Source organism: Microbacterium hatanonis (genome assembly GCF_008017415.1).
In the GTDB taxonomy this organism is placed as follows: domain Bacteria; phylum Actinomycetota; class Actinomycetes; order Actinomycetales; family Microbacteriaceae; genus Microbacterium; species Microbacterium hatanonis.
In genome coordinates this window covers 256,612-274,777 of record NZ_VRSV01000002.1, presented here as the reverse complement: position 1 = coordinate 274,777, position 18,166 = coordinate 256,612, and the positions used below count along the sequence as shown (strand labels likewise).

The window sequence follows — 18,166 nt, the reverse complement described above, 5'->3', positions numbered from 1 at the left end:
GCGGCGAGCCCGTGCGGACCGCAGCATCCCCCGACGGATGAGCTAGACGATCAGGACTTCACGATGTCGTAGGCGAAGAACTGGGAGTTCAGGCCGTTGACGGGGTAGCCGCTGAGGTCGCTGGAGGCGACCACGATCTGCGGGTACAGGTACAGCCACACGCTAGCCGCATCCTCCGCGATCTGCTCGTTGACCTTCTTCAGGAGCTCGGTCTGCTCGTCGGTGGTCTGGGCCTGCTCGGCCTCGGACACCCACTGCTGCACGTCGGCGTTGTCGTAGCCCCAGTAGAAGTCGGGGTTGCCGTACCAGACGACGTCGCGGTCGTTCACGTGCTCTTGGAGCGTGGCGGTGAAGTCGCGCTCCTTGAAGACCTTCGAGTACCACTCGTCGGCGCTGATCGTGTTGATCTCGACCGTGATGCCGACCTCGGCCAGCTGCGACTGCAGGAACTCGGCGACCGCCGGGTGCGGGTCGTAGCTGGGGGTGTCGAGCGTGAAGGTGAACCCGTCGGCGTAGCCGGCCTGGGTCAGCAGCTGCTTCGAGAGGTCGGGGTCGTAGGGGTTCACCTGGGTGAGATCGACGTACCAGGGGTCGGTCGGCGGCACCATGGAGCCGATGAGGGTGCCGTAGTCGCCCCAGATCGAGGTGAGGAGCTTCTGCGTGTCGATCGCGGAGTAGACGGCCTTGCGCACCAGCGCGTCGTCGAAGGGGGCGACGCGGTCGTTGAACGCGAGCAGCTCCTTCGTGGTCGAGGTGCCCTCGCTCACGACGTAGTCGGCGTTGCCCTCGAACTGGGTGAGCGAATCGGGGCTCTGCACGCTGGTGATGAGGTCGATCTCGCCGGTCAGCAGCGCGTTGTTCTCGGCGGTGGCGTCGGTGAAGTAGGTGAAGACGACCTCGGCGTTCTTCGCGGGCTCGCCCCAGTACTCGTCCCAACGGGTGAGCGTGAGGGTACTGCCCTGGCGCCACTCGTCGAGCGTGTAGGGACCGGTGCCGTCCTCGTCCTGCGTCAGGTCGCCCGCCTCCGCGTTGACGATCCAGACGTAGCTGAGGTTGTAGAGGAACGAGATCGAGCGCTGCGAGAGCGTGAAGACCACGGTCTGGTCGTCGGGGGTCGCGATGTCGGCGATGGTGGCGAAGCTCGACTTGCGGGCCGACTGCGAGTCCTCGGCGGTGACCGCCTCGACGCTCGCCTTCACGTCGGCCGACGTGAGCGCCTTGCCGGAGTGGAAGGTGACGCCTTCGCGGAGGGTGATCGTGTAGGTGAGGCCGTCGTCGCTGACTTCTTCGCCCTCGGCGAGGAGGGGTTCGACCTGGCCGTCGTCCGTGAGCTTGTAGAGGCCCTCGTAGACGTTGCCGTTGAACGCCTCGGTGACGCCCTGGCCGCCGCCCTGGGTGTTGCTCAGGTTCTGCGGTTCGTACAGCGAGCCGATCGCGATGGTCGCGTCGTCGGAGCTCTCGGCGGTGGTGCCGCCGCCGGTCGAGCAGCCGGTGAGGACGAGCGCTGCGGCGAGGGCCGCGGACACGGCGATGAGGGGTCTTCTCATGGGGGGTACTCCAGGGTGCTTCGGGTGCTGTGGATGCGCGCGGCTCAGGCCGCGTAGATGTCGAAGCCGTCGCGGAAGACGACGGACTTCTCCCCGGCGCGGACCGGAACGGGGAACCGGTTCGAGGCGGGAGGCAGGGGGCAGTTGTACTGGGCCGAGAAGCCGCACGGCGGCACGAACGCACGGTTGAAGTCGAGCACCACCCGCTGCGGATCGTTCTCGTCGTGCTGTACGAAGAGGAAGCGGCCGGCGCCGTACGTCTCATCGCCGTTCGTCGGATCGCCGAAGACGAGCAGGAGCTTTCCGCCGTCGTCGAAGGCGGCGAGCGTGTAGTCGTGGCCGTCGAGGGTCAGAGCGATGTCGCCGGGAACGACCAGGTCGCGCGTGCCGCCGTTGTCGCGGATGTGCTCGAACGGCACGGTGCGGCCCTCCGCCACCGGGGTGAAGGTGCCCTCGAGCACCCACGCCGGGTCGTAGGGGTAGGCGTCGATGCGGTCGAACGCGCGGATCGCAGAGGCGTCGGCGTCCCAGAACCGCAGACCATGCTCGATCGCCCCGCTGCCGTCGATCGCGGTGCGCTGTATCGGCGTGACCTCGACGGTGTCGGATGCTGCGGATCGGGCGGCGTCGATGTCGGGGCGCTCGCCGGTCCAGCGGGTCTCCACGAGGGAGAGGTTGCCGGTCGGCGAGGCGACGGAGCGCTCTCGGGCGGCGCGCCAGCGGGCGTGGTCGTCGGATGCGGGCATGGTTCGAACATTCTCGATCGGGGGGAGGCGACGGACGAATCGACCGTCACGAAGAGCAATGCACGTCGACCGTGATGTATTCCCCCGCATGCACGGGCCGCCGGGGAGCCGACCCCGTCCCGCGCTCGACGACGCCGCCGTACCGGGCGACGCCGCCGTGTCAGCCCCTTGTGCGCGATGCGGCGATCCTCGTCGATATGCGATCGGCTGCCGTACGCATCCGCTCCACCAGGAGCTCGGAGGTCCGCTGCGACATCGAGTGCTGCCACCCGATCGCGTAGATGCTCAGCACCACGTCGCCCCCCTCGTCGAAGATCGGCACCTGCACGACGGCGACCTCGCCCCAGTGCACTCCGTGGTCGTCCTCCAGCCGTCGGCGACTGGCGGCGATCTCGGCCCAGACCCGGGCGTACGCGACACGGTCGGTGCGGTTGCCGCGGACCAGCCGGAGGAAGCGGTCGGTGAGGGCCTGATCTCCCGCGATCGCGTAGCCGCGTTCGCGCACGCCGCGCAGCTGGTCTTCGATGAGCGCGCGGTCGACCGACCCCGTCAGGTGGCGGGAGGCCTCCTCCCACGCATGCCGTCGTGCCGTCGGCGCCCACGCCGCGAACACCGGTGAGATGGGCGCCGCCCACGGGTGTGCCGCGCCGACGTTGTCGAACGTGCTCAGCGTCGAGTCGGGGGCGACGGAGGCGAGCGTGACGACGGAATCGCCGAGCTGGGTGTTGACGGCGACCTCGACCCCGAGCTCGGCCGAGAGGGATTCGATCTCGCGCTCCGCCATCGACGCCCAGCGCAGCCGCTCGATGAACGCTCTCGCGTCGTAGGTCTCGCCGGGGGCCGAGAACGACCCGTAGCCCGCGCGCCGGAACAGCAGAGGCATCTCCGCCCCGCCGGCGCCCGCTCCGAAATCGTGCACCCGTCCCACGACGAAGGTGTGGTCGCCGTATGTCCGGGTGGATTCGATGGAGGCGTCGAACCAGGCGACGGCGTCGGCGAGCCGCGGCGCGCCGTTCGGTGTGTCGACGAACGGCCTGCGGTCCCACCTGTCCGGCGCCTTGCTCGCGAACGCCCGGCAGAAGGTCTCGTCGTCGTCGCTCAGCACGCTGGCGCTGAAGCGTCCGCTCGAGACCAGCTCGGGCAACGTGCGCGAGTCCCGCCCCGCGAAGAAGCCGATGAGAGGGGGCTCTTCGCTGACGGCGACGAAGCTCCCGACCACCATCCCTATCGGCTCGTCATCGTCGCCGCGCGAGGCGACGAGGCAGACGCCGGTCGGATACTCGCCGAGCACGGCCCGCCACCAGACGGACTTCTCGTTAGCGCGCTGGGCGGAGGCGATCGCATCGGTCGTCATGACATCTCCTTCGACGGTGGTGACCACGGCCGTCTCATCCGGCCGGAGAGAATCCGGCGCCGTTGTAACCCATCACCTGCACGTCGCTCATCGCGGGCAGGCCGTCCTCGGTCGTGCTGATCGTCGCGCCGGGCAGGAGGAACGGTGCTTCGAAGTCGGAGATGTCGCGCAGTGCCGTCATGAACGACTCCCGCGTGGGCTCCTGCATGTGGGTGAACGCCTCCTCGAGGATCGACGCACCGATCCATCCCCACAGGCACTGCGGGAATCCGGGGGCGGCATCCTGGTTCGTGTACTCCGCGAGGGCGTCGAGGAACTCCGTGCCGTCCTCGCTCGTCGCGAAGTCGGGGGCGCTGGCCGACGCCGACGACGCCGTCGTGTAGATCGCGGGGAAGCGGTCGGCCACGCCGGAGGGCGTCAGCAGCGCCGCCGGGCTCGACGAGGTGGACGGGAGGAACACGCTCGGGGTCCAGTTCAGCGAGGCTGCCTGCTGCAGCGAACCGATCACCAGCGGCGCGAGCGACGACATGGCGTTGTAGAAGACGTCGGCGCCCGTGGATGCGAGATCGGTCACCTGTGCCGAGACGTCGGTCGCGGTCGCCTCGTAGCCGACCTCCTTCACGATCGTCACGTTCTCCGAGCCTTCGATGGCCCGCTTGAGCCCCTCGACGTAGCCCTCGCCGAAGTCGTCGTTCTGGAAGAGGACCGCCACTTCGTGCGTCTCCCCGCTGTCGACCAGCATCCTGCCGAAGGCCTCGCCCTCGAGCTGGTAGATCGGCAGGAGTCCGAGCTGCCAGGGGCTCTCCGCCCGGTCGCTGAAGATGGGGTCACCCGTCTGCAGCAGCACCTGGGGCACCTCCTCGGCGATGGCGGCCTCCCGCCAGGCGCGGTTCGTCGGCGTACCGAGACTCAGCGCGGCGCCGACGACGCCGTCCGAGACCATCTGCTGGAAGTTCGCCGCAGCCCGCTGCGGGTCGTATCCGTCGTCGTATGCGCGGAACTCGACGGTGCGCGTCTTGCCGTCGCCGAAGGCGATTCCGCCCTCGGCGTTGCGCATCTCGAAGTACGCCGTCGCACCGTCGATGGCGCAGTTGCCCACGCCCGCCGCAGGCCCCGTCAAGGGTGCGGTCGACCCGAAGGTGATGGTGGTGTCGGTGATCCCCGGCGACGAGGCGCTCGCGTCCGACGGGCTGTCGCCTCCTCGCGCGCAGGCGGCCAAGGATCCGGCCAACAGGGCCGCGGCCGCGATCGCGGCCCCGGCGCGGCGGGTGTGTGCGGAAATCTTCATCGATCGTCTGCCTCCAGGTAGCTGCGAGACGCAGGAAGCCATCGCCGCCTCGTCGCTGAGGCCGCGGGAACTCCGGTCCGTCTCGCCCGGTTCCGGTTGTCGGATCACGGGGTGGGTGGGTTCGCCCCCAGCCTGGGCGCGGGCTCTTCGTCGGTCAAACTCAACTAATCGCGGAAGAAAAGCGGTCTGACCGTGCAATCATCCCGCCATGGACAATCTCAGTGACGAGATGATCGACGCCGGGCTCTTCCGGGCGGAACTGACCTTCCGGCAGCTGGCGCACTTCGTGGCGGCTGCGGAGGAGGGGACCATCAGCGGGGCGGCCCGACGGCTGCAGTTCTCGGCGTCGGCGATCGCCGCGTCGATCACCGAACTGGAACGTGTCCTCGGGGCGGAGCTCTGCATCCGACGGCGCGCGCAGGGCATCACCCTCACCTCGACCGGTTCGCTCGTGCTGCCGAGAGCGCGGCGACTGCTGTCGGAGGTCGCCGAGCTCGGTTTCGCCGTCCGCGGGGATGGCGAGCAGCTCGTGGGTCCGTTGGTGGTCGGATGCTTCGTGACCCTGGCGCCCGCGATCCTCCCACGGGTGCTCGAGGAGTTCGAAGACCTGCACCCCCGCGTCTCGATCGACTTCACCGTCGATGCGCAGGACGAGCTGCGCGCCGCGCTGTTGGCCGGCTCGATCGACGCCGCCATCATGTACGCGATGGGCGACATGGACGACCTCGAGTCGTTCGTCCTCTACGAGGCGCGCGGCTATGCGCTCTTCGGGGAGTCGAACCCGTTGGCGCGGCAGGACACGGTCACCGTCCAGCAGCTCGCGGAGGCGCCCCTGGTGCTGTTCGATCAGACGCCCAGCACGCGCTACGCGATGTCGCTGTTCGACGGGCACGGCGTCGTGCCGCGCGTGCGGCACCGCACGCACGTGTTCGAGCTCACGCGCTCGATCGTGGCGCGGTCCGACTCGGCGTACGCGATCCTCGTCCAACGCCCCTCCAACAAGAGCAGCTACGAGGGCCTGCCCATCGTGGAGAAGGAGATCGAGCCCACTCCGCCGCCGGTCTCCGTGGTGTTCGCCTGGGCCCGCGGGACGTCGCCGTCGCAGCGCACCCTGGCTCTCGCCGAGCTCATGCGCGCCCAGTACCCGCGGGCGGCTTCCACGCTCTGAGCGTGCATATTGCGCGGAATGTTCTGTTTGACCGGTGATGAAGCCGCTCACACCATGGAGGGAGATCCCTTCCGAGCGACTGCGGCGACGACGCCGCAGGAGAGGCCCACCATGAACGCCATGACATCCGAAGCCAGCAGGGTCGCCGCAGCGCGGCCCGCCCCCTCTCCCGACCTCACGGCCGACGACATGGTCGCCGCCGCCCAGGCGATGATCCCCCTGCTGCGGGAACGGGCGGCCGACGTCGATGCGGATCGCCGCATCTCCGCCGACACCTATCGTCGTCTGGGGGACGCCGGGTTCTTCCACATGCTGAAGCCGAAGAAGTACGGCGGCCTCGAATTGAGCGAGCACGAGCACGCCCGGGTGGCCATGAACCTCGCGCGCGGCTGCACCTCGACGGCGTGGGTCTTCAGCATCCTGAGCTCCGACAACACCGCCATCCTGGCCTTCCCCGAAGAGGTCCAGGACGAGATCTGGGGCCCCGACACGTTCGCGACCCTGGCTGGCAACACCAACATGAACCCGAAGGCCGTCGCCGAGAAGGTGCGCGGCGGGTACCGTCTCACCGGGCAGTGGGGGTTCTGCAGCGGCTCGGACTTCTCGGAGTGGCTGATCTTCAACGCGCCCGCGGGCGACGACGGCGAGGGGCACATGTTCGTGCTCCCGCACTCCGACGCGGAGACCGTCGACGACTGGTACCCCACCGGGATGCGCGGCACGGGAAGCCGCACCATGTCGGTGAGCGACGTGTTCGTCCCCGAGCACCGGGTGCAGCTGGCGAAGGACACGGTCCACAAGCTCAAGGAGCGGCGTGCGCTCCACCCGACCTTCGACACGATGTGGGCGACATGGCCCTCGAACGGACGTTTCCCGTTCGCCTCGTGCGCGGTCGGGGCGGCCTGGGGGGCGGCCGAGCACTTCGCCGAGACGGTCGGTACCAGCACCCGTGTCGCGAACGCCCTCGGCGGGGCCGTGCGTCTGAGCGAATCGGACTACGTCGCCTCCGAGTTCGCCCAGGCGCAGGGGGACGCCGAGATGGCACGCCTCCTCATCGAGAAGCGCAGTCTGCAGGCCTCGGAGCGAGCGCGGGCCCGCGTCGAGTCCACCGAGGCGGAGGTGGCACGAGATCTGCGCGACAACGCCCTCTCCACCCGCACCGCGCTCCGCAGCGTTCAGCAGATCTTCTCCCTCGTCGGAGCGAAGGCGGGCAACGCGTCGCACCCGGTGTCCCGGGCGAAGCGAGACGTGGAGATGATCTCGCACCACGTCACGCTCAACTGGCGCCAGGGAGCGGTACGGTACCTCGCTGCCGTGTCCTGACGGCCCGTCCGTGGGCGAGGGGGCGACGGCGTTCGACGCCCCCTCGGTAGAATGAGCACGATCTGTGCCATCGACGCGAGGAGCGCCCATGCCTGGAATCGTCATCGTCGGAGTCCAGTGGGGCGACGAAGGCAAGGGGAAGGCGACCGACCTCCTCGGCGAACGCACCGACTGGGTCGTCAAGTTCAACGGCGGCAACAACGCCGGGCACACCGTCGTCATCGGCGACGAGAAGTACGCCCTGCACCTGCTGCCCTCGGGCATCCTCTCGCCCGGGGTCATCCCGGTCATCGGCAACGGCGTCGTGGTCGACCTCGAGGTGCTCTTCTACGAGCTCGAGGCCCTCAACGCCCGCGGCCTCGACACGTCGCGTCTGCGCGTCAGCGCCAACGCCCACGTCATCACCCAGTACCACCGCACGCTCGACAAGGTCACCGAGCGCTTCCTCGGCAAGCGGCAGATCGGTACGACCGGCCGCGGCATCGGTCCGGCATACGCCGACAAGATCAACCGCGTCGGCATCCGCGTGCAGGACCTCTTCGACGAGAACATCCTGCGCCAGAAGGTCGAGGGCGCCCTCGACGGCAAGAACCATCTGCTGGTGAAGGTCTTCAACCGTCGCTCTATCGCCGTCGACGAGATCGTCGAAGACCTTCTCTCCTACGCCGAGCGGCTGCGTCCGATGGTCGCCGACACCTCCCTCCTGCTGAACGAGGCGCTCGACGCGGGCGAGGTCGTCGTCTTCGAGGGCGGCCAGGCGACCATGCTCGACGTCGACCACGGCACCTACCCGTTCGTCACGTCGTCGTCGGCCACGGCCGGCGGCGCGGCGACCGGTGCCGGCGTAGGACCCAACCGACTCGACCGCATCGTCGGCATCGTGAAGGCTTACACGACCCGCGTCGGATCGGGCCCGTTCCCGACCGAGCTCTTCGACGAGCAGGGCGAATGGCTGCGCTCGCGCGGCTTCGAGTTCGGCACCACCACCGGTCGTCCTCGCCGGGTGGGCTGGTACGACGCCCCGATCACGCGCTACGCGACGCGCATCAACGGCATCACCGACCTCGTGCTGACGAAGCTCGACATCCTCTCGGGCCTCGAGCAGATCCCCGTATGCGTCGCCTACGACGTCGACGGGGTGCGCTTCGACGAGGTGCCGGTGAGCCAGACCGACTTCCACCACGCGAAGCCGATCCTGGAGTACTTCCCCGGATGGAAGAGCGACATCTCGGGCGCCCGCACCTTCGAGGACCTCCCGCGGGAGGCCCAGGACTACGTGCTCGCACTGGAGGGCATGAGCGGAACGCGCATCTCGGTCATCGGAGTCGGCGCCGCCCGCGACGCCGTGATCGTGCGCACGCCTCTGGTCGACTGATGCGCCTCTGGGTCGGCGGGTACTCCGCGAGCGGCAAGGGCGAGGCCGAGGGCATCGGACTGCTGCAGGCGGGCGAGGCCGACTCGCCCTGGGCCTCCGGTCCGCTCGGACTGGGTCCGACCGCGGTCATCGCCCCCGGATCGCCCTCCTGGATCGCCCGGCACCCCTCGCTCGACGTGCTCTACGCCGCCCTCGAGGCCGACGGCACGGTGCAGGCGTACCGCCTCACGGGTGAGACGACGCTCGCCCGCCACGGTCGTCCTGTCGAGGCGGGTTCGGCGGTCTGCCACGTCGGTGTCTCACCCGACGGCGCGTTCCTCATCGCGAGCTGCTGGAACGACGGGCGGGTCGTCCGCATGGCGCTGGACGCCGACGGTCGGCCCTCATCGCCGTGGATCGCTCCCGCCGCGAGCGATCCGTTCGGCCCCGACGGCCCCGCGAGCGTCGCCTCTTCGCCGGCGAGCGACCTCGCTGCCGCGACCCGCGCCCTGCGGGAGGCCGCGGGCGCGGAGTTCGCGCATCTCGTTCCGGATCACGACGAGCCGGATGCTGTGCAGCCTCCGCCGGCGCGCGGCGGCGCAGCATCCGACGACGCCGCATCCGAACCGCGCCCCTCCCGGGCGCACCAGAGCGTCTTCCTCGGCGGTGGTCTCGTCGCCACGACCGACATGGGGCTCGACCTCGTGCGCTTCTGGCGGGCGGCGACGGGCGGGCTCCGGCTGGTGCAGGAGGTCGTGCTGCCCCGCGGGAGCGGCCCCCGGCACACGGTGTGGCATCCGAGCGGCCATCTCTACGTGCTCACCGAGCTCAGCTGCGAGGTGTTCGCGCTGCGTGCCGGCGTCGACGGGGTCTGGCGCATCGTCTCGGGCGTCTCGCTGTCGCCCGACGTGCAGCTCGGGTCGGACACCGCGGCCGAGATCACCCCGAGTCACGACCGCGGAATGCTCTACGCGGGGGTGCGCGGGAGCGACGCGATCGGTGTCGTGCGCATCACCGGTGACGGCAGCGGTCTCACGTCGCTCGCGTTCGTGGAGGCGGGCACGCACTGGCCGCGCAACCACGTCGTGGTGCGCGACACGATCCTCGTCGCCGGCCAGCGCGCGAGCGAGGTCGTCTCGCTCCTCGTCGACGAGCGCACCGGCATCCCCGGGCGCGTGCGTCACCGCACCGCGGCTGCGACCCCGACCTGCCTCCTGCCGACGCGCTGACCGACGGCGGCGCGCTGAGCGCCTACTTCTTCTCGTCCTGGCGCGGCACGACGACCTGCTTGATGATGAGCAGGATCGATGCGGTGACGGGGATCGCGACGAGGGCTCCGAGCAGCCCGAGCAGCGTTCCGCCGACCAGCGCGCCGATGACGACGAGCGAGCCGGGCACCGAGATGGTGCGGTTCATCACGCGCGGCGTGAGCACATATGCCTCGAGCTGCATGTACACGAGGTAGACGCCGGCGAAGATCAGGGCATCGACCGGATCGACGAACAGGACGAGCACGGTGCCGATGGCCCAGAAGAGCACCGAGCCGACGAGCGGGATGAGCGTGATGCAGAACGCGACCACGGCCATGAGGGCGGGGAACGGGAAGCCGAGGAACAGGAGCAGGAAGAACGCGACGACCGCGTTGCAGAACGCCAGCACCACCATGCCCATGAGGTAGCCGCCGACGGAGTCGGTGATCTGCTCGGTCATGTCGGCGACGCCCGCCCGGTTGCGAGCCGGAACGAGGCGGACGAACGAGGTCTTCATGTTCGGGAGCGAAGCGAGGAAGTACAGGCTGAGGACGATCACGATGATGATGCCGGAGATGCCGGTGCCGATCGTGATGCCGACTTGGAGCACGCCGCCGCCGATCGCGGCGATGTTGCCGGGATCGGTGAGGAACTTCTGCACCTCGGCGACGATGTCGGTGACGCTGTCGCCGAAGTTGGCCTCGAGCCACTGGTAGACGTCGCTGCGCATGAAGTCGCTCACGAGCCCGGGTGCGTCGTTGATGAACTGCGTGATCTGCCGCACCACCGTCGGGATGATCAGCAGCAGCACCCCGATGAGAACCCCCGCGAAGGCGATGGACACCACGACGATCGACCACGCGCGCGACAGCCCTCGGCGCCCGAGGAACCGCACCAGCGGGTCGAGCCCGAGGGCGGCGAACAGCGCGAACGCGATGTAGATGATGACCGTCGAGAGGTTCGAGATGGCGATACCGAGCAGCACGGCGGCGAGACCGCCAAGCGTGATGAAGAAACCGACGCCGAAGGGGCTGGCGAGGTTCGCCCAGATCGGCTTGTTCGGAGAGCGCCCCTCGGAGTGCGCGCCGTCGGCGCCGGGGGAGGTCGGATCCGCGTCTGAGGCGGACTTCTTGGGGGTGACGCGCATGGGTCACACTCTAGGGCTGCGGCGGCGCGACCACAGGGAACGCGGCACTGCGGTATGCGCGCGACCTACCGGTATCGTCGGAGCCGGAGGAAGCCATGACCGAACCCACACCGACCGAGTCCGACCCCGCCGTGGTTCTCGCCGGGCTCCGGGGGAGCATCGACAACATCGACGCGGCGCTGATCTTCCTGCTCGCCGAGCGCTTCCGCTGCACCAAGCAGGTGGGCGTACTCAAAGCCAAGCACGACATGCCGGCGTCGGATCCGACCCGCGAGGAGCAGCAGATCGCGCGCCTCAAGCGACTCGCCGAAGACGCCGACCTCGACCCCGCGTTCGCCGAGAAGTGGTTCAACTTCGTCGTCGCCGAGGTGATCCGCCACCACCGCAACGAGGCGGCTGCCCAGCAGTCCTGACGTCGGGGTCGGGCGCTATCGGACGAACGCGATGGTGCCGCCGGTCGCGGGCCAGATTCCGTAACGGATCGGTCACGATCCTCGCCGCGTCCCGGGCTGAAGGCGCCGCGGTGAGTGCGGTCCGCTCTGCGCAGTCGCGAGGCGACGACGGCCCGACCTCATCGCGGTGAACAGGTACGGGAACCTATGTGTCGTATGGGGCGACGGACGCCCTGCCAGACCGCTTGCGGACGGTTGCTACGCCTGGTATCACGCGGCCGCGGGCGCCGCACGACCCGACGCCGGAGCCGGGGTCGCGGCGATTTGCCAACGCCCCCGAGGCCGTGAAACGTTGAGATGTGCCCGTTGTCGGGCCACCCGACCAGTCCGCGGTCGCGGTGACATCTCCCGAGGGTGTCAGACCGCGATCGTACGGTCGGCGGTCTTTGCGCGCGGGTCCGACACCCGCCGCCCGGCCGCGCCTCGACCCGAGGTGCGCGTCTGCGACCGCCACCCGGGCGTGACCGATGCCGTCCCCGTGCGGGGCAGCCGAGGTGCACACTGTGACCGTTCTTCCGCCTGCCCTCGAGGCGCGCAATCTCTTCAAGGTCTTCGGACGCAACCCCCAGAAGGCCGTTCAACGCCTGAAAGCCGGTGAGAGCCGCACCGACGTCGCCGACGCGGGAACCGCCGCCGTCATCGATGCGAGCTTCGACGTCGCCGAGGGCGAGATCTTCGTCATCATGGGCCTGTCGGGTTCCGGCAAGTCGACGATCATCCGCATGCTCAACGGTCTGCACGATGCGACCGCGGGGTCGGTGCTCGTCCACGGCGAGCCGGTGACCGGAACGACCGCGTCGAAGCTGCGCGGCCTCCGTCGTGATCGCGTGTCGATGGTGTTCCAGCACTTCGCGCTGCTTCCGCATCGCACCGTCGCCGAGAACGTCGCGTACCCGCTCGAGCTGCGGGGCACCGCCAAGGCCGAGAGGCTCGCGAGAGCCGAGGAGATCCTCACACTGGTCGGACTCGAAGGATGGGGCGACAAGCCCCCGTCGGCCCTGTCGGGCGGAATGCAGCAGCGCGTCGGCATCGCCCGGGCTCTCGCCGCCGACCCCGACGTCCTGCTCATGGACGAGGCCTTCAGCGCACTCGATCCGCTCATCCGACGCGAGATGCAGGAGCAGCTGCTCTCGCTCCAGCAGAAGCTGCAGAAGACCATCGTCTTCATCACGCACGACCTGAACGAGGCCATGTTCCTGGGTGACCGCATCGCCGTGATGCGCGACGGGCGCATCGTGCAGATCGGGACACCGGAAGACATCCTCACCGACCCCGCCAACGACTACGTCGAGCAGTTCGTGCAGGACGTCGATCGTGCGCGCGTGCTGACCGCCGCGAACGTCATGGAGCGGCCGCGCCCGGTCGTCTCGTCGTCGGCCGGTCCGCGCACGGCGCTGCGCCAGATGCGGGATGCCTACATGTCGGCCGCGTACGTCACCGGCCGCGATCGGACGCTGCGGGGAATCGTCTCCGACCGCGATGCCGTGAAGCTGGTGCGTGCGGGAACGACCTCGCTCGAATCGGTGCTCAAGCCCGTGCCCCAGAGCGTGCGCGAGGACGAGGTGCTCATGAACCTGTTCGTGCCCGCCGTCGAGTCGCAGCTGCCGCTCGCGGTGGTCGACGCCGAGGGCCGTCTGACCGGTGTCATCCCCCGTGTGACTCTCCTCGCCGCCCTCGGGCCCGCTCATTCGGCCACGTCGGAGATCCCGCTGCCGCCGCAGCCGGTCTCGGCCGAGGTCATCGACCGGATCCTCGAGACGAGCCCCGATGCCGACGGTGTCAGCGCCGACGACGTGGAGGTGGTGCGCTGATGGAGGGCTTCCGCATCCCCGTAGGAACCTGGGTCGCCGAGGGCATCGATTGGATCCGCGACAATCTCCGCGGCGTCCTCGACGTCATCGCCTTCCTCGCCCGGTGGATGGTCGAGTCGCTGACCGACGTGCTCCTGGCCGCCCCGATCGCCGGGGTCATCGTCGTCGCGGCGCTCCTCGGCTGGCTCGTGCGCTCGTGGCAGCTCGCCCTGGGCACCGCCGTCTCGTTCGTCTTCGTGCTCGCGATGGGCCAGTGGGTCACGACCATGCAGACGCTGGCCCTGGTGCTCGTCGCGACGGCCATCGCGGTCGCGATCGGCATCCCGGTCGGCATCTGGTCGGCCCGGAACCCGCGCGTGCGCTCCGTGGTCAAGCCGGTGCTCGACTTCATGCAGACCATGCCGGCGCTGGTGTACCTCATCCCGGCGATCGTGTTCTTCAGCATCGGCGTCGTGCCGGGCCTCGTCGCCACGGTGATCTTCGCGCTCCCTCCCGGCGTGCGCTTCGCCGAGCTCGGCATCCGCGGCGTCGATTCCGAGACGGTGGAGGCCGGGCAGGCCTTCGGTGCGACCCCCGGCCAGATCCTCCGCGGCATCCAGCTCCCTCTAGCGATGCCCACCATCATGGCCGGCGTCAACCAGGTCATCATGCTGGCCCTGTCGATGGCCGTCATCGCCGGAATGGCGGGAGCGGACGGCCTCGGCAAGGAGGTCGTGCAGGCGCTGTCGACGGTGAACCTCGCCAAGGGCGTGGAAGCCGGGCTCAGCGTCGTGATCATCGCCGTCTTCCTCGACCGCATGACCGCCGCGCTCGGAACCCCCGGAGAGCACCCCTCATCGCTCCTCGGCCTGCTCGCGCGGCGCCGTTCCGCTGCGGCGCGGTCCGCCGCATCCGGCTCGTCGTCGGATGCACGCGAGCCCGCTCGCGTCTGACTCACCCCTACCCATACGAAACCTGCGATCACATACGAAAAGGACCCCGCACATGACCAAGCGACACCTCACCACAGCCCTCGCCCTCGGCGCCGTCGCGGCGCTCACCCTCGCCGGATGCGCCAGCGGCAACGCGGCCGACGGCGGATCGGGCGAAGGAGGAGACAAGGGCACCATCACCCTCGGCTTCCTCCCCTCGTGGACCGACGGCCTCAGCACCGCCTACCTCCTCCAGAACCAGCTCGAGGAGCTCGGCTACACCGTCGAGATGGAGACGCTCACCGAGGCGGGCCCGCTCTACACCGCCCTCGCCCAGGGCGACATCGACATCTACCCCTCGGCATGGCCCGAGCTGACCCACGCCTCGTACATGGAGCAGTACGGCGACTCGATCGACGACCTCGGCGCCTACTACGACAACGCGAAGCTCACCCTCGCGGTGCCGAGCTACTCCGACATCGACTCGATCGAAGACCTGGCCGGCCAGGCCGACCGCTTCGACGGCAAGATCTACGGCATCGAGCCCGGCGCGGGCCTGACCAAGCAGACCCAGGAGACCGCGCTCCCCGGTTACGGTCTCGACGGCGAGTTCGAGCTCGTCACCTCGTCGACCGCGGCGATGCTCACCGAGCTCGACAACGCGATCTCCGCGCAGGACGACATCGTCGTGACGCTGTGGCGTCCGTTCTGGGCCAACGACGCGTTCGACATCAAGGACCTCGCCGACCCGCAGGGCCTCATGGGCGACCCCGAGGCGCTGCACTTCCTCGGCGCGTCGGGCTTCGCCGAGAAGTACCCGGATGCTGCGGAGCTGATCTCCGGCATCAAGCTCGACGACGAGCAGTACGGCGCCCTGGAGGACATGGTCGTCAACGAGTACGGCGAGGGCCGCGAGGCCGAGGCCATCACCGCGTGGCTCGAGCAGTACCCCGACGTGATCCCCACGGTCGCGGCGCGCTGATCCGAGTTCGATGAGCGGGCGGGTTCCTTCCGGGGAGCCCGCCCGCTCTCTCGTCCGTGCGGGTTTTGCGCGGTCGCGGTCACGAGCGGACGAGACCTCACGAGCGGAGGACCATCAGGAGCCCGGCGGTCAGCCGCTCGTGAGATCTCCTCCCGCGGTGACGGCGGTCGCGGTCAGATGCGGACGGGCGCACCGAAGCGGGTGAGAAATCCCGGATGCTGCGACGGCATCGCGAGCACGGAGTCGGGCGGGCGCGCCGCGAGGTCGGGGAAGCCGCTGTCGCCGAGCAGCTCGTCGTCGAGTGCGATGAGCTCGCCGTCGACGAGCGGCCATGGCTCGTGCTCGTTCGCGGCCCAGATCGTGCGGCCGAGGTGGGACTGATAGAACCCCCACCGCGCCGTCAGGAAGCGTGACAGATCGGTGTCGACGGGGCTCGCGCCGGGAGCGACACGGATGCGCGTGCGGGGTCTCGGGCCGGGTCCATGCCGACGTGAGCGGTACGCGATCGCCCGCTCGTCGACGCGGAGACCAGCCCTCGCCCAGCGATAGGGGAGACCGAAGAGCGTCCGCGCGCCGAGCACGGGGAGCAGGTGCTCGGCCTCCAGGGTGAGGAAGACCACCCCACGGCGCCCGTGCCCGTCGACGGCGTACGTGCGCACGTTGATCTCGACGAACGATCCGACCACGGGCACCGGTGGCAGCGGCAGGAAGCGGAAGTCGCCGAGCACGAAGGGGATCAGCCCCACCCAGGCCGACCCGTCGAAGAGATCGGGGCGCGTGCCGGGCGGCAGGCGGTCGGCGATCGCCGCGGGCTCGATCCGCCAGTGCAGGAAGAGCGCCGTGCTCCAGCGCTGCTCGATGATCGCGCGTCCGTCGAGCGGCGGGGCGGCGTCGTCGATGGTCACCCCGGCACTAGGGCCGGTCGCGGCCCGGGACGGGCCACACGGGATCGCCCGGGGGCGTCGGGTCGTCTCCGTCGGTGGGGCGACGGGGCGCGTCGTCGGATGAGGCGCGCGACGATCGGGCGCGGTCGAAGCGGTCCTTCGCCGCGCGGCTCATCGCGCGCACGGAGTCGGAGACGGCGCGCTGCGCGTTGTCGCCGAGGGTCTGGGCCATCTGCGACCACATCTCCGACGCGGCATCCGTCGGTCGAGGGGGCGCCTCGCCGGCCTGCCGACGCGCCTCGCGCTCGGCGTCGTCGAACGCGTGCCCCGCCCGACGCACCGCGTCCCGGTAGGCGAGGAACTCCGCCGGCGAGACGCGCACACTGCTCGAGGCGGGGCGCAGCCACTGCGCCTGCGACTGCTCGCGCAGGAAGACCGCGAGGAGGGGCGAGCGGGCGTCGCTCATCGCGGGGTAGGCGAGCTGCAGGTCGATGTCGGTCTCGTAGGCGAGCCAGCGGGCGTTGAGGGCGTCGTGCTGGGCCATGAGCCGGTCGAGCGGCAGCATGGCGCGCCCCGCGCGGATGGCGGGCAACGTGGCCTTGGCGGCCTTCAAGCCGGCGCGTCGTGCGCGCAGGTCGGCGCCCGCGGCGCGCACCTGCCGCTGTGCGGCCTGCAGGCGCGCCCGGGCGGCGGCGATCGCGCCGGGAGCGACGCGGGATGCTGCGCTGTCGGCCTGTACGCGCGCGAGCTCGGCCTGCGCCACCTGCACCTCGGCGCGGCTGCGCGTGACGGCATCGCGCGAGGACTGCAGATCGAGCACGGCGGCGTCGAGTTCGAGCCGACGCGCGGCACCCTTGCTCATGGTCTTCCGGCCGAGGCCGCCCGCCACCGCCGGGCGCTTCGCCCGCTCCCGTTGTGTGAGCACGCCGATCCAGCCGAGAGTGGCTGTGCCGGCCGCTGCGGGACCGATCCACCACCAGTCGGCCACGAACAGCCAGAGCGGATCCACTCCTTCATGCTACGTGGCTCGTCGGCGGGACGTTCAGGATCGGGCATCGGGCCGCTCGGTCGCGTGGCTGGGAAGCTCCAGCGCCACGCGTCGTTCGAGTGTGTCGATGGCCTCGTCGGAGATCGAGAGGAGTCCGTCGAGCTCCTCGCGAACCCGTCGATACGCGAGCTGGCGCTCGGCGGGGGTTGCCGCGGTGTCGACGGCCGTTCGAAGCAGCTGCTGTGCGGTATCGAGGCGCCTGCGCTCCGCGTCGGTGAAACCGGAATCCTTGAGGCGCCGTGCGTCGCGCTCGGCGACATCGAACGCGGCTTCGTAGTCGATGACGGCCTCACGGTACTCACGCAGCTGCTCGGGTGTGAGTACCGCGGTCGAGGAATCGGGCCGCAGGCCGTCGGCGGCGCGCTTCGCTCGGAGGAACGCGGCGGTCAGCGGTTGACGTCCGTCGCTCATGGCGGGGTAAGCGATCATCTTGCCCACGTCGAGTTCGTACTCGAGCCAGCGCGCGGTGATGTCGTCGTGGGACTGCAGGACGCGGGCAAGCGGCGATGAGCCGGCCGTAGCATCCGACGCCTGCGGGGAGATCGCGGCGGCCCCGGTCTTCGCGGCCTTCAGCTCGCTCTTGGCCTGGAGGATCTCGAGGCGGCGCTTGTGGCGACCGCGTGCGTTCTTCTCCCAGGCGCGCGCCGCGCCGCCCGCCACGCCCATCAGCGGGAACGCCAGCCACCAGTAGTGGCTGAGAAAGGTGAAGAACGGTTCCACCTCGTCATGCTAGCCCCGCGACCGGAGCTCGAGCCTGGGTCTCAGCGCTGCACGAGCAGGGCGAACACCGTGGCACCGCCGCCGGTGATGATGAGCGCGGCGATCACGACCCACGCGATCACCTTCACGCGTCGCTGACGGATGCCTACAAGATCGCCGTAGTCCTCGTCGTTGCTCATGG

At 69.8% G+C, this 18,166-nt stretch carries 17 protein-coding genes; 8 read left to right on the top strand and 9 right to left on the bottom strand.

From position 1 onward, the window contains the following. Window positions 1–50 precede the first annotated feature (50 nt). The 4 genes from FVP77_RS11430 to FVP77_RS11415 form a co-directional block, all read right to left on the bottom strand. The gene (locus FVP77_RS11430; protein ID WP_147894741.1) at window positions 51–1,547 is read right to left on the bottom strand and encodes an ABC transporter substrate-binding protein; all 1,497 of its coding nucleotides are present in this window, start codon (window positions 1,545–1,547) and stop codon (window positions 51–53) included. Window positions 1,548–1,591: 44 nt separating this feature from the next. Then, window positions 1,592–2,293, bottom strand: a complete 702-nt coding sequence (locus FVP77_RS11425) for a DUF1684 domain-containing protein (RefSeq protein WP_147894740.1) — start codon at window positions 2,291–2,293, stop codon at window positions 1,592–1,594. Window positions 2,294–2,453: 160 nt separating this feature from the next. After that, a complete protein-coding gene (locus FVP77_RS11420; RefSeq protein WP_147894739.1) occupies window positions 2,454–3,647 on the bottom strand; it encodes a flavin reductase in 1,194 nt (397 codons plus the stop codon). Window positions 3,648–3,681: 34 nt separating this feature from the next. Further along, window positions 3,682–4,935, bottom strand: a complete 1,254-nt coding sequence (locus FVP77_RS11415; RefSeq protein WP_147894738.1) for an ABC transporter substrate-binding protein — start codon at window positions 4,933–4,935, stop codon at window positions 3,682–3,684. A 208-nt stretch (window positions 4,936–5,143) separates the two neighbouring features. On the opposite strand from FVP77_RS11415, the gene FVP77_RS11410 reads away from it, so the two are divergent. The 4 genes from FVP77_RS11410 to FVP77_RS11395 all read left to right on the top strand — a co-directional run bounded on the left by FVP77_RS11410 (window position 5,144) and on the right by FVP77_RS11395 (window position 10,009). Further along, a complete protein-coding gene (locus tag FVP77_RS11410) occupies window positions 5,144–6,103 on the top strand; it encodes a LysR family transcriptional regulator (RefSeq protein WP_147894737.1) in 960 nt (319 codons plus the stop codon). A gap of 120 nt (window positions 6,104–6,223) precedes the next feature. Next, window positions 6,224–7,426, top strand: coding sequence for an acyl-CoA dehydrogenase family protein (locus FVP77_RS11405; RefSeq protein ID WP_187266915.1), 1,203 nt, complete (start codon window positions 6,224–6,226; stop codon window positions 7,424–7,426). An 88-nt stretch (window positions 7,427–7,514) separates the two neighbouring features. Further along, window positions 7,515–8,801 (top strand): adenylosuccinate synthase, encoded by a 1,287-nt coding sequence (locus FVP77_RS11400; protein WP_147894735.1) that lies wholly within the window; start codon window positions 7,515–7,517, stop codon window positions 8,799–8,801. Then, a complete protein-coding gene (locus tag FVP77_RS11395) occupies window positions 8,801–10,009 on the top strand; it encodes a lactonase family protein (protein WP_147894734.1) in 1,209 nt (402 codons plus the stop codon). Before FVP77_RS11400 ends, FVP77_RS11395 begins: the two co-directional genes overlap by 1 nt. A 22-nt stretch (window positions 10,010–10,031) precedes the next feature. Here the strand turns inward: FVP77_RS11395 and FVP77_RS11390 are convergent, their stop codons facing one another. Further along, entirely contained in the window at window positions 10,032–11,177 is a 1,146-nt protein-coding gene (locus tag FVP77_RS11390) for an AI-2E family transporter (RefSeq protein ID WP_147894733.1), read from the bottom strand. A 95-nt stretch (window positions 11,178–11,272) separates the two neighbouring features. Here FVP77_RS11390 and FVP77_RS11385 point away from each other — a divergent pair, with 95 nt between their 5' ends. The 4 genes from FVP77_RS11385 to FVP77_RS11370 all read left to right on the top strand — a co-directional run bounded on the left by FVP77_RS11385 (window position 11,273) and on the right by FVP77_RS11370 (window position 15,333). Beyond that, window positions 11,273–11,590, top strand: coding sequence for a chorismate mutase (locus tag FVP77_RS11385; RefSeq protein ID WP_147894732.1), 318 nt, complete (start codon window positions 11,273–11,275; stop codon window positions 11,588–11,590). 542 nt (window positions 11,591–12,132) lie between these two features. Next, complete coding sequence (locus FVP77_RS11380) at window positions 12,133–13,440, top strand: quaternary amine ABC transporter ATP-binding protein (RefSeq protein ID WP_246134088.1); 1,308 nt, start codon at window positions 12,133–12,135, stop codon at window positions 13,438–13,440. Continuing rightward, window positions 13,440–14,372 carry an ABC transporter permease gene (locus FVP77_RS11375; protein ID WP_147894730.1) on the top strand — a complete coding sequence of 311 codons (933 nt, stop codon included), beginning with the start codon at window positions 13,440–13,442 and terminating at the stop codon, window positions 14,370–14,372. Before FVP77_RS11380 ends, FVP77_RS11375 begins: the two co-directional genes overlap by 1 nt. Before the next feature lie 52 nt (window positions 14,373–14,424). Continuing rightward, a complete protein-coding gene (locus FVP77_RS11370; RefSeq protein WP_147894729.1) occupies window positions 14,425–15,333 on the top strand; it encodes a glycine betaine ABC transporter substrate-binding protein in 909 nt (302 codons plus the stop codon). A 173-nt stretch (window positions 15,334–15,506) separates the two neighbouring features. On the opposite strand, the gene FVP77_RS11365 is transcribed toward FVP77_RS11370, so the two are convergent. The 4 genes from FVP77_RS11365 to FVP77_RS16840 are packed head-to-tail and all read right to left on the bottom strand — an operon-like array spanning window position 15,507 to window position 18,164. Beyond that, a complete protein-coding gene (locus FVP77_RS11365; RefSeq protein ID WP_246134087.1) occupies window positions 15,507–16,238 on the bottom strand; it encodes a YqjF family protein in 732 nt (243 codons plus the stop codon). A 7-nt stretch (window positions 16,239–16,245) separates the two neighbouring features. Beyond that, a complete protein-coding gene (locus FVP77_RS11360) occupies window positions 16,246–17,226 on the bottom strand; it encodes a hypothetical protein (RefSeq protein WP_147894728.1) in 981 nt (326 codons plus the stop codon). Between the two features lie 33 nt (window positions 17,227–17,259). Then, window positions 17,260–17,985: a hypothetical protein gene (locus tag FVP77_RS11355; protein WP_147894727.1), complete on the bottom strand. Its 726-nt coding sequence runs from the start codon at window positions 17,983–17,985 to the stop codon at window positions 17,260–17,262. Window positions 17,986–18,026: 41 nt separating this feature from the next. Beyond that, a complete protein-coding gene (locus FVP77_RS16840) occupies window positions 18,027–18,164 on the bottom strand; it encodes a hypothetical protein (protein ID WP_183042492.1) in 138 nt (45 codons plus the stop codon). Window positions 18,165–18,166 lie beyond the last annotated feature (2 nt).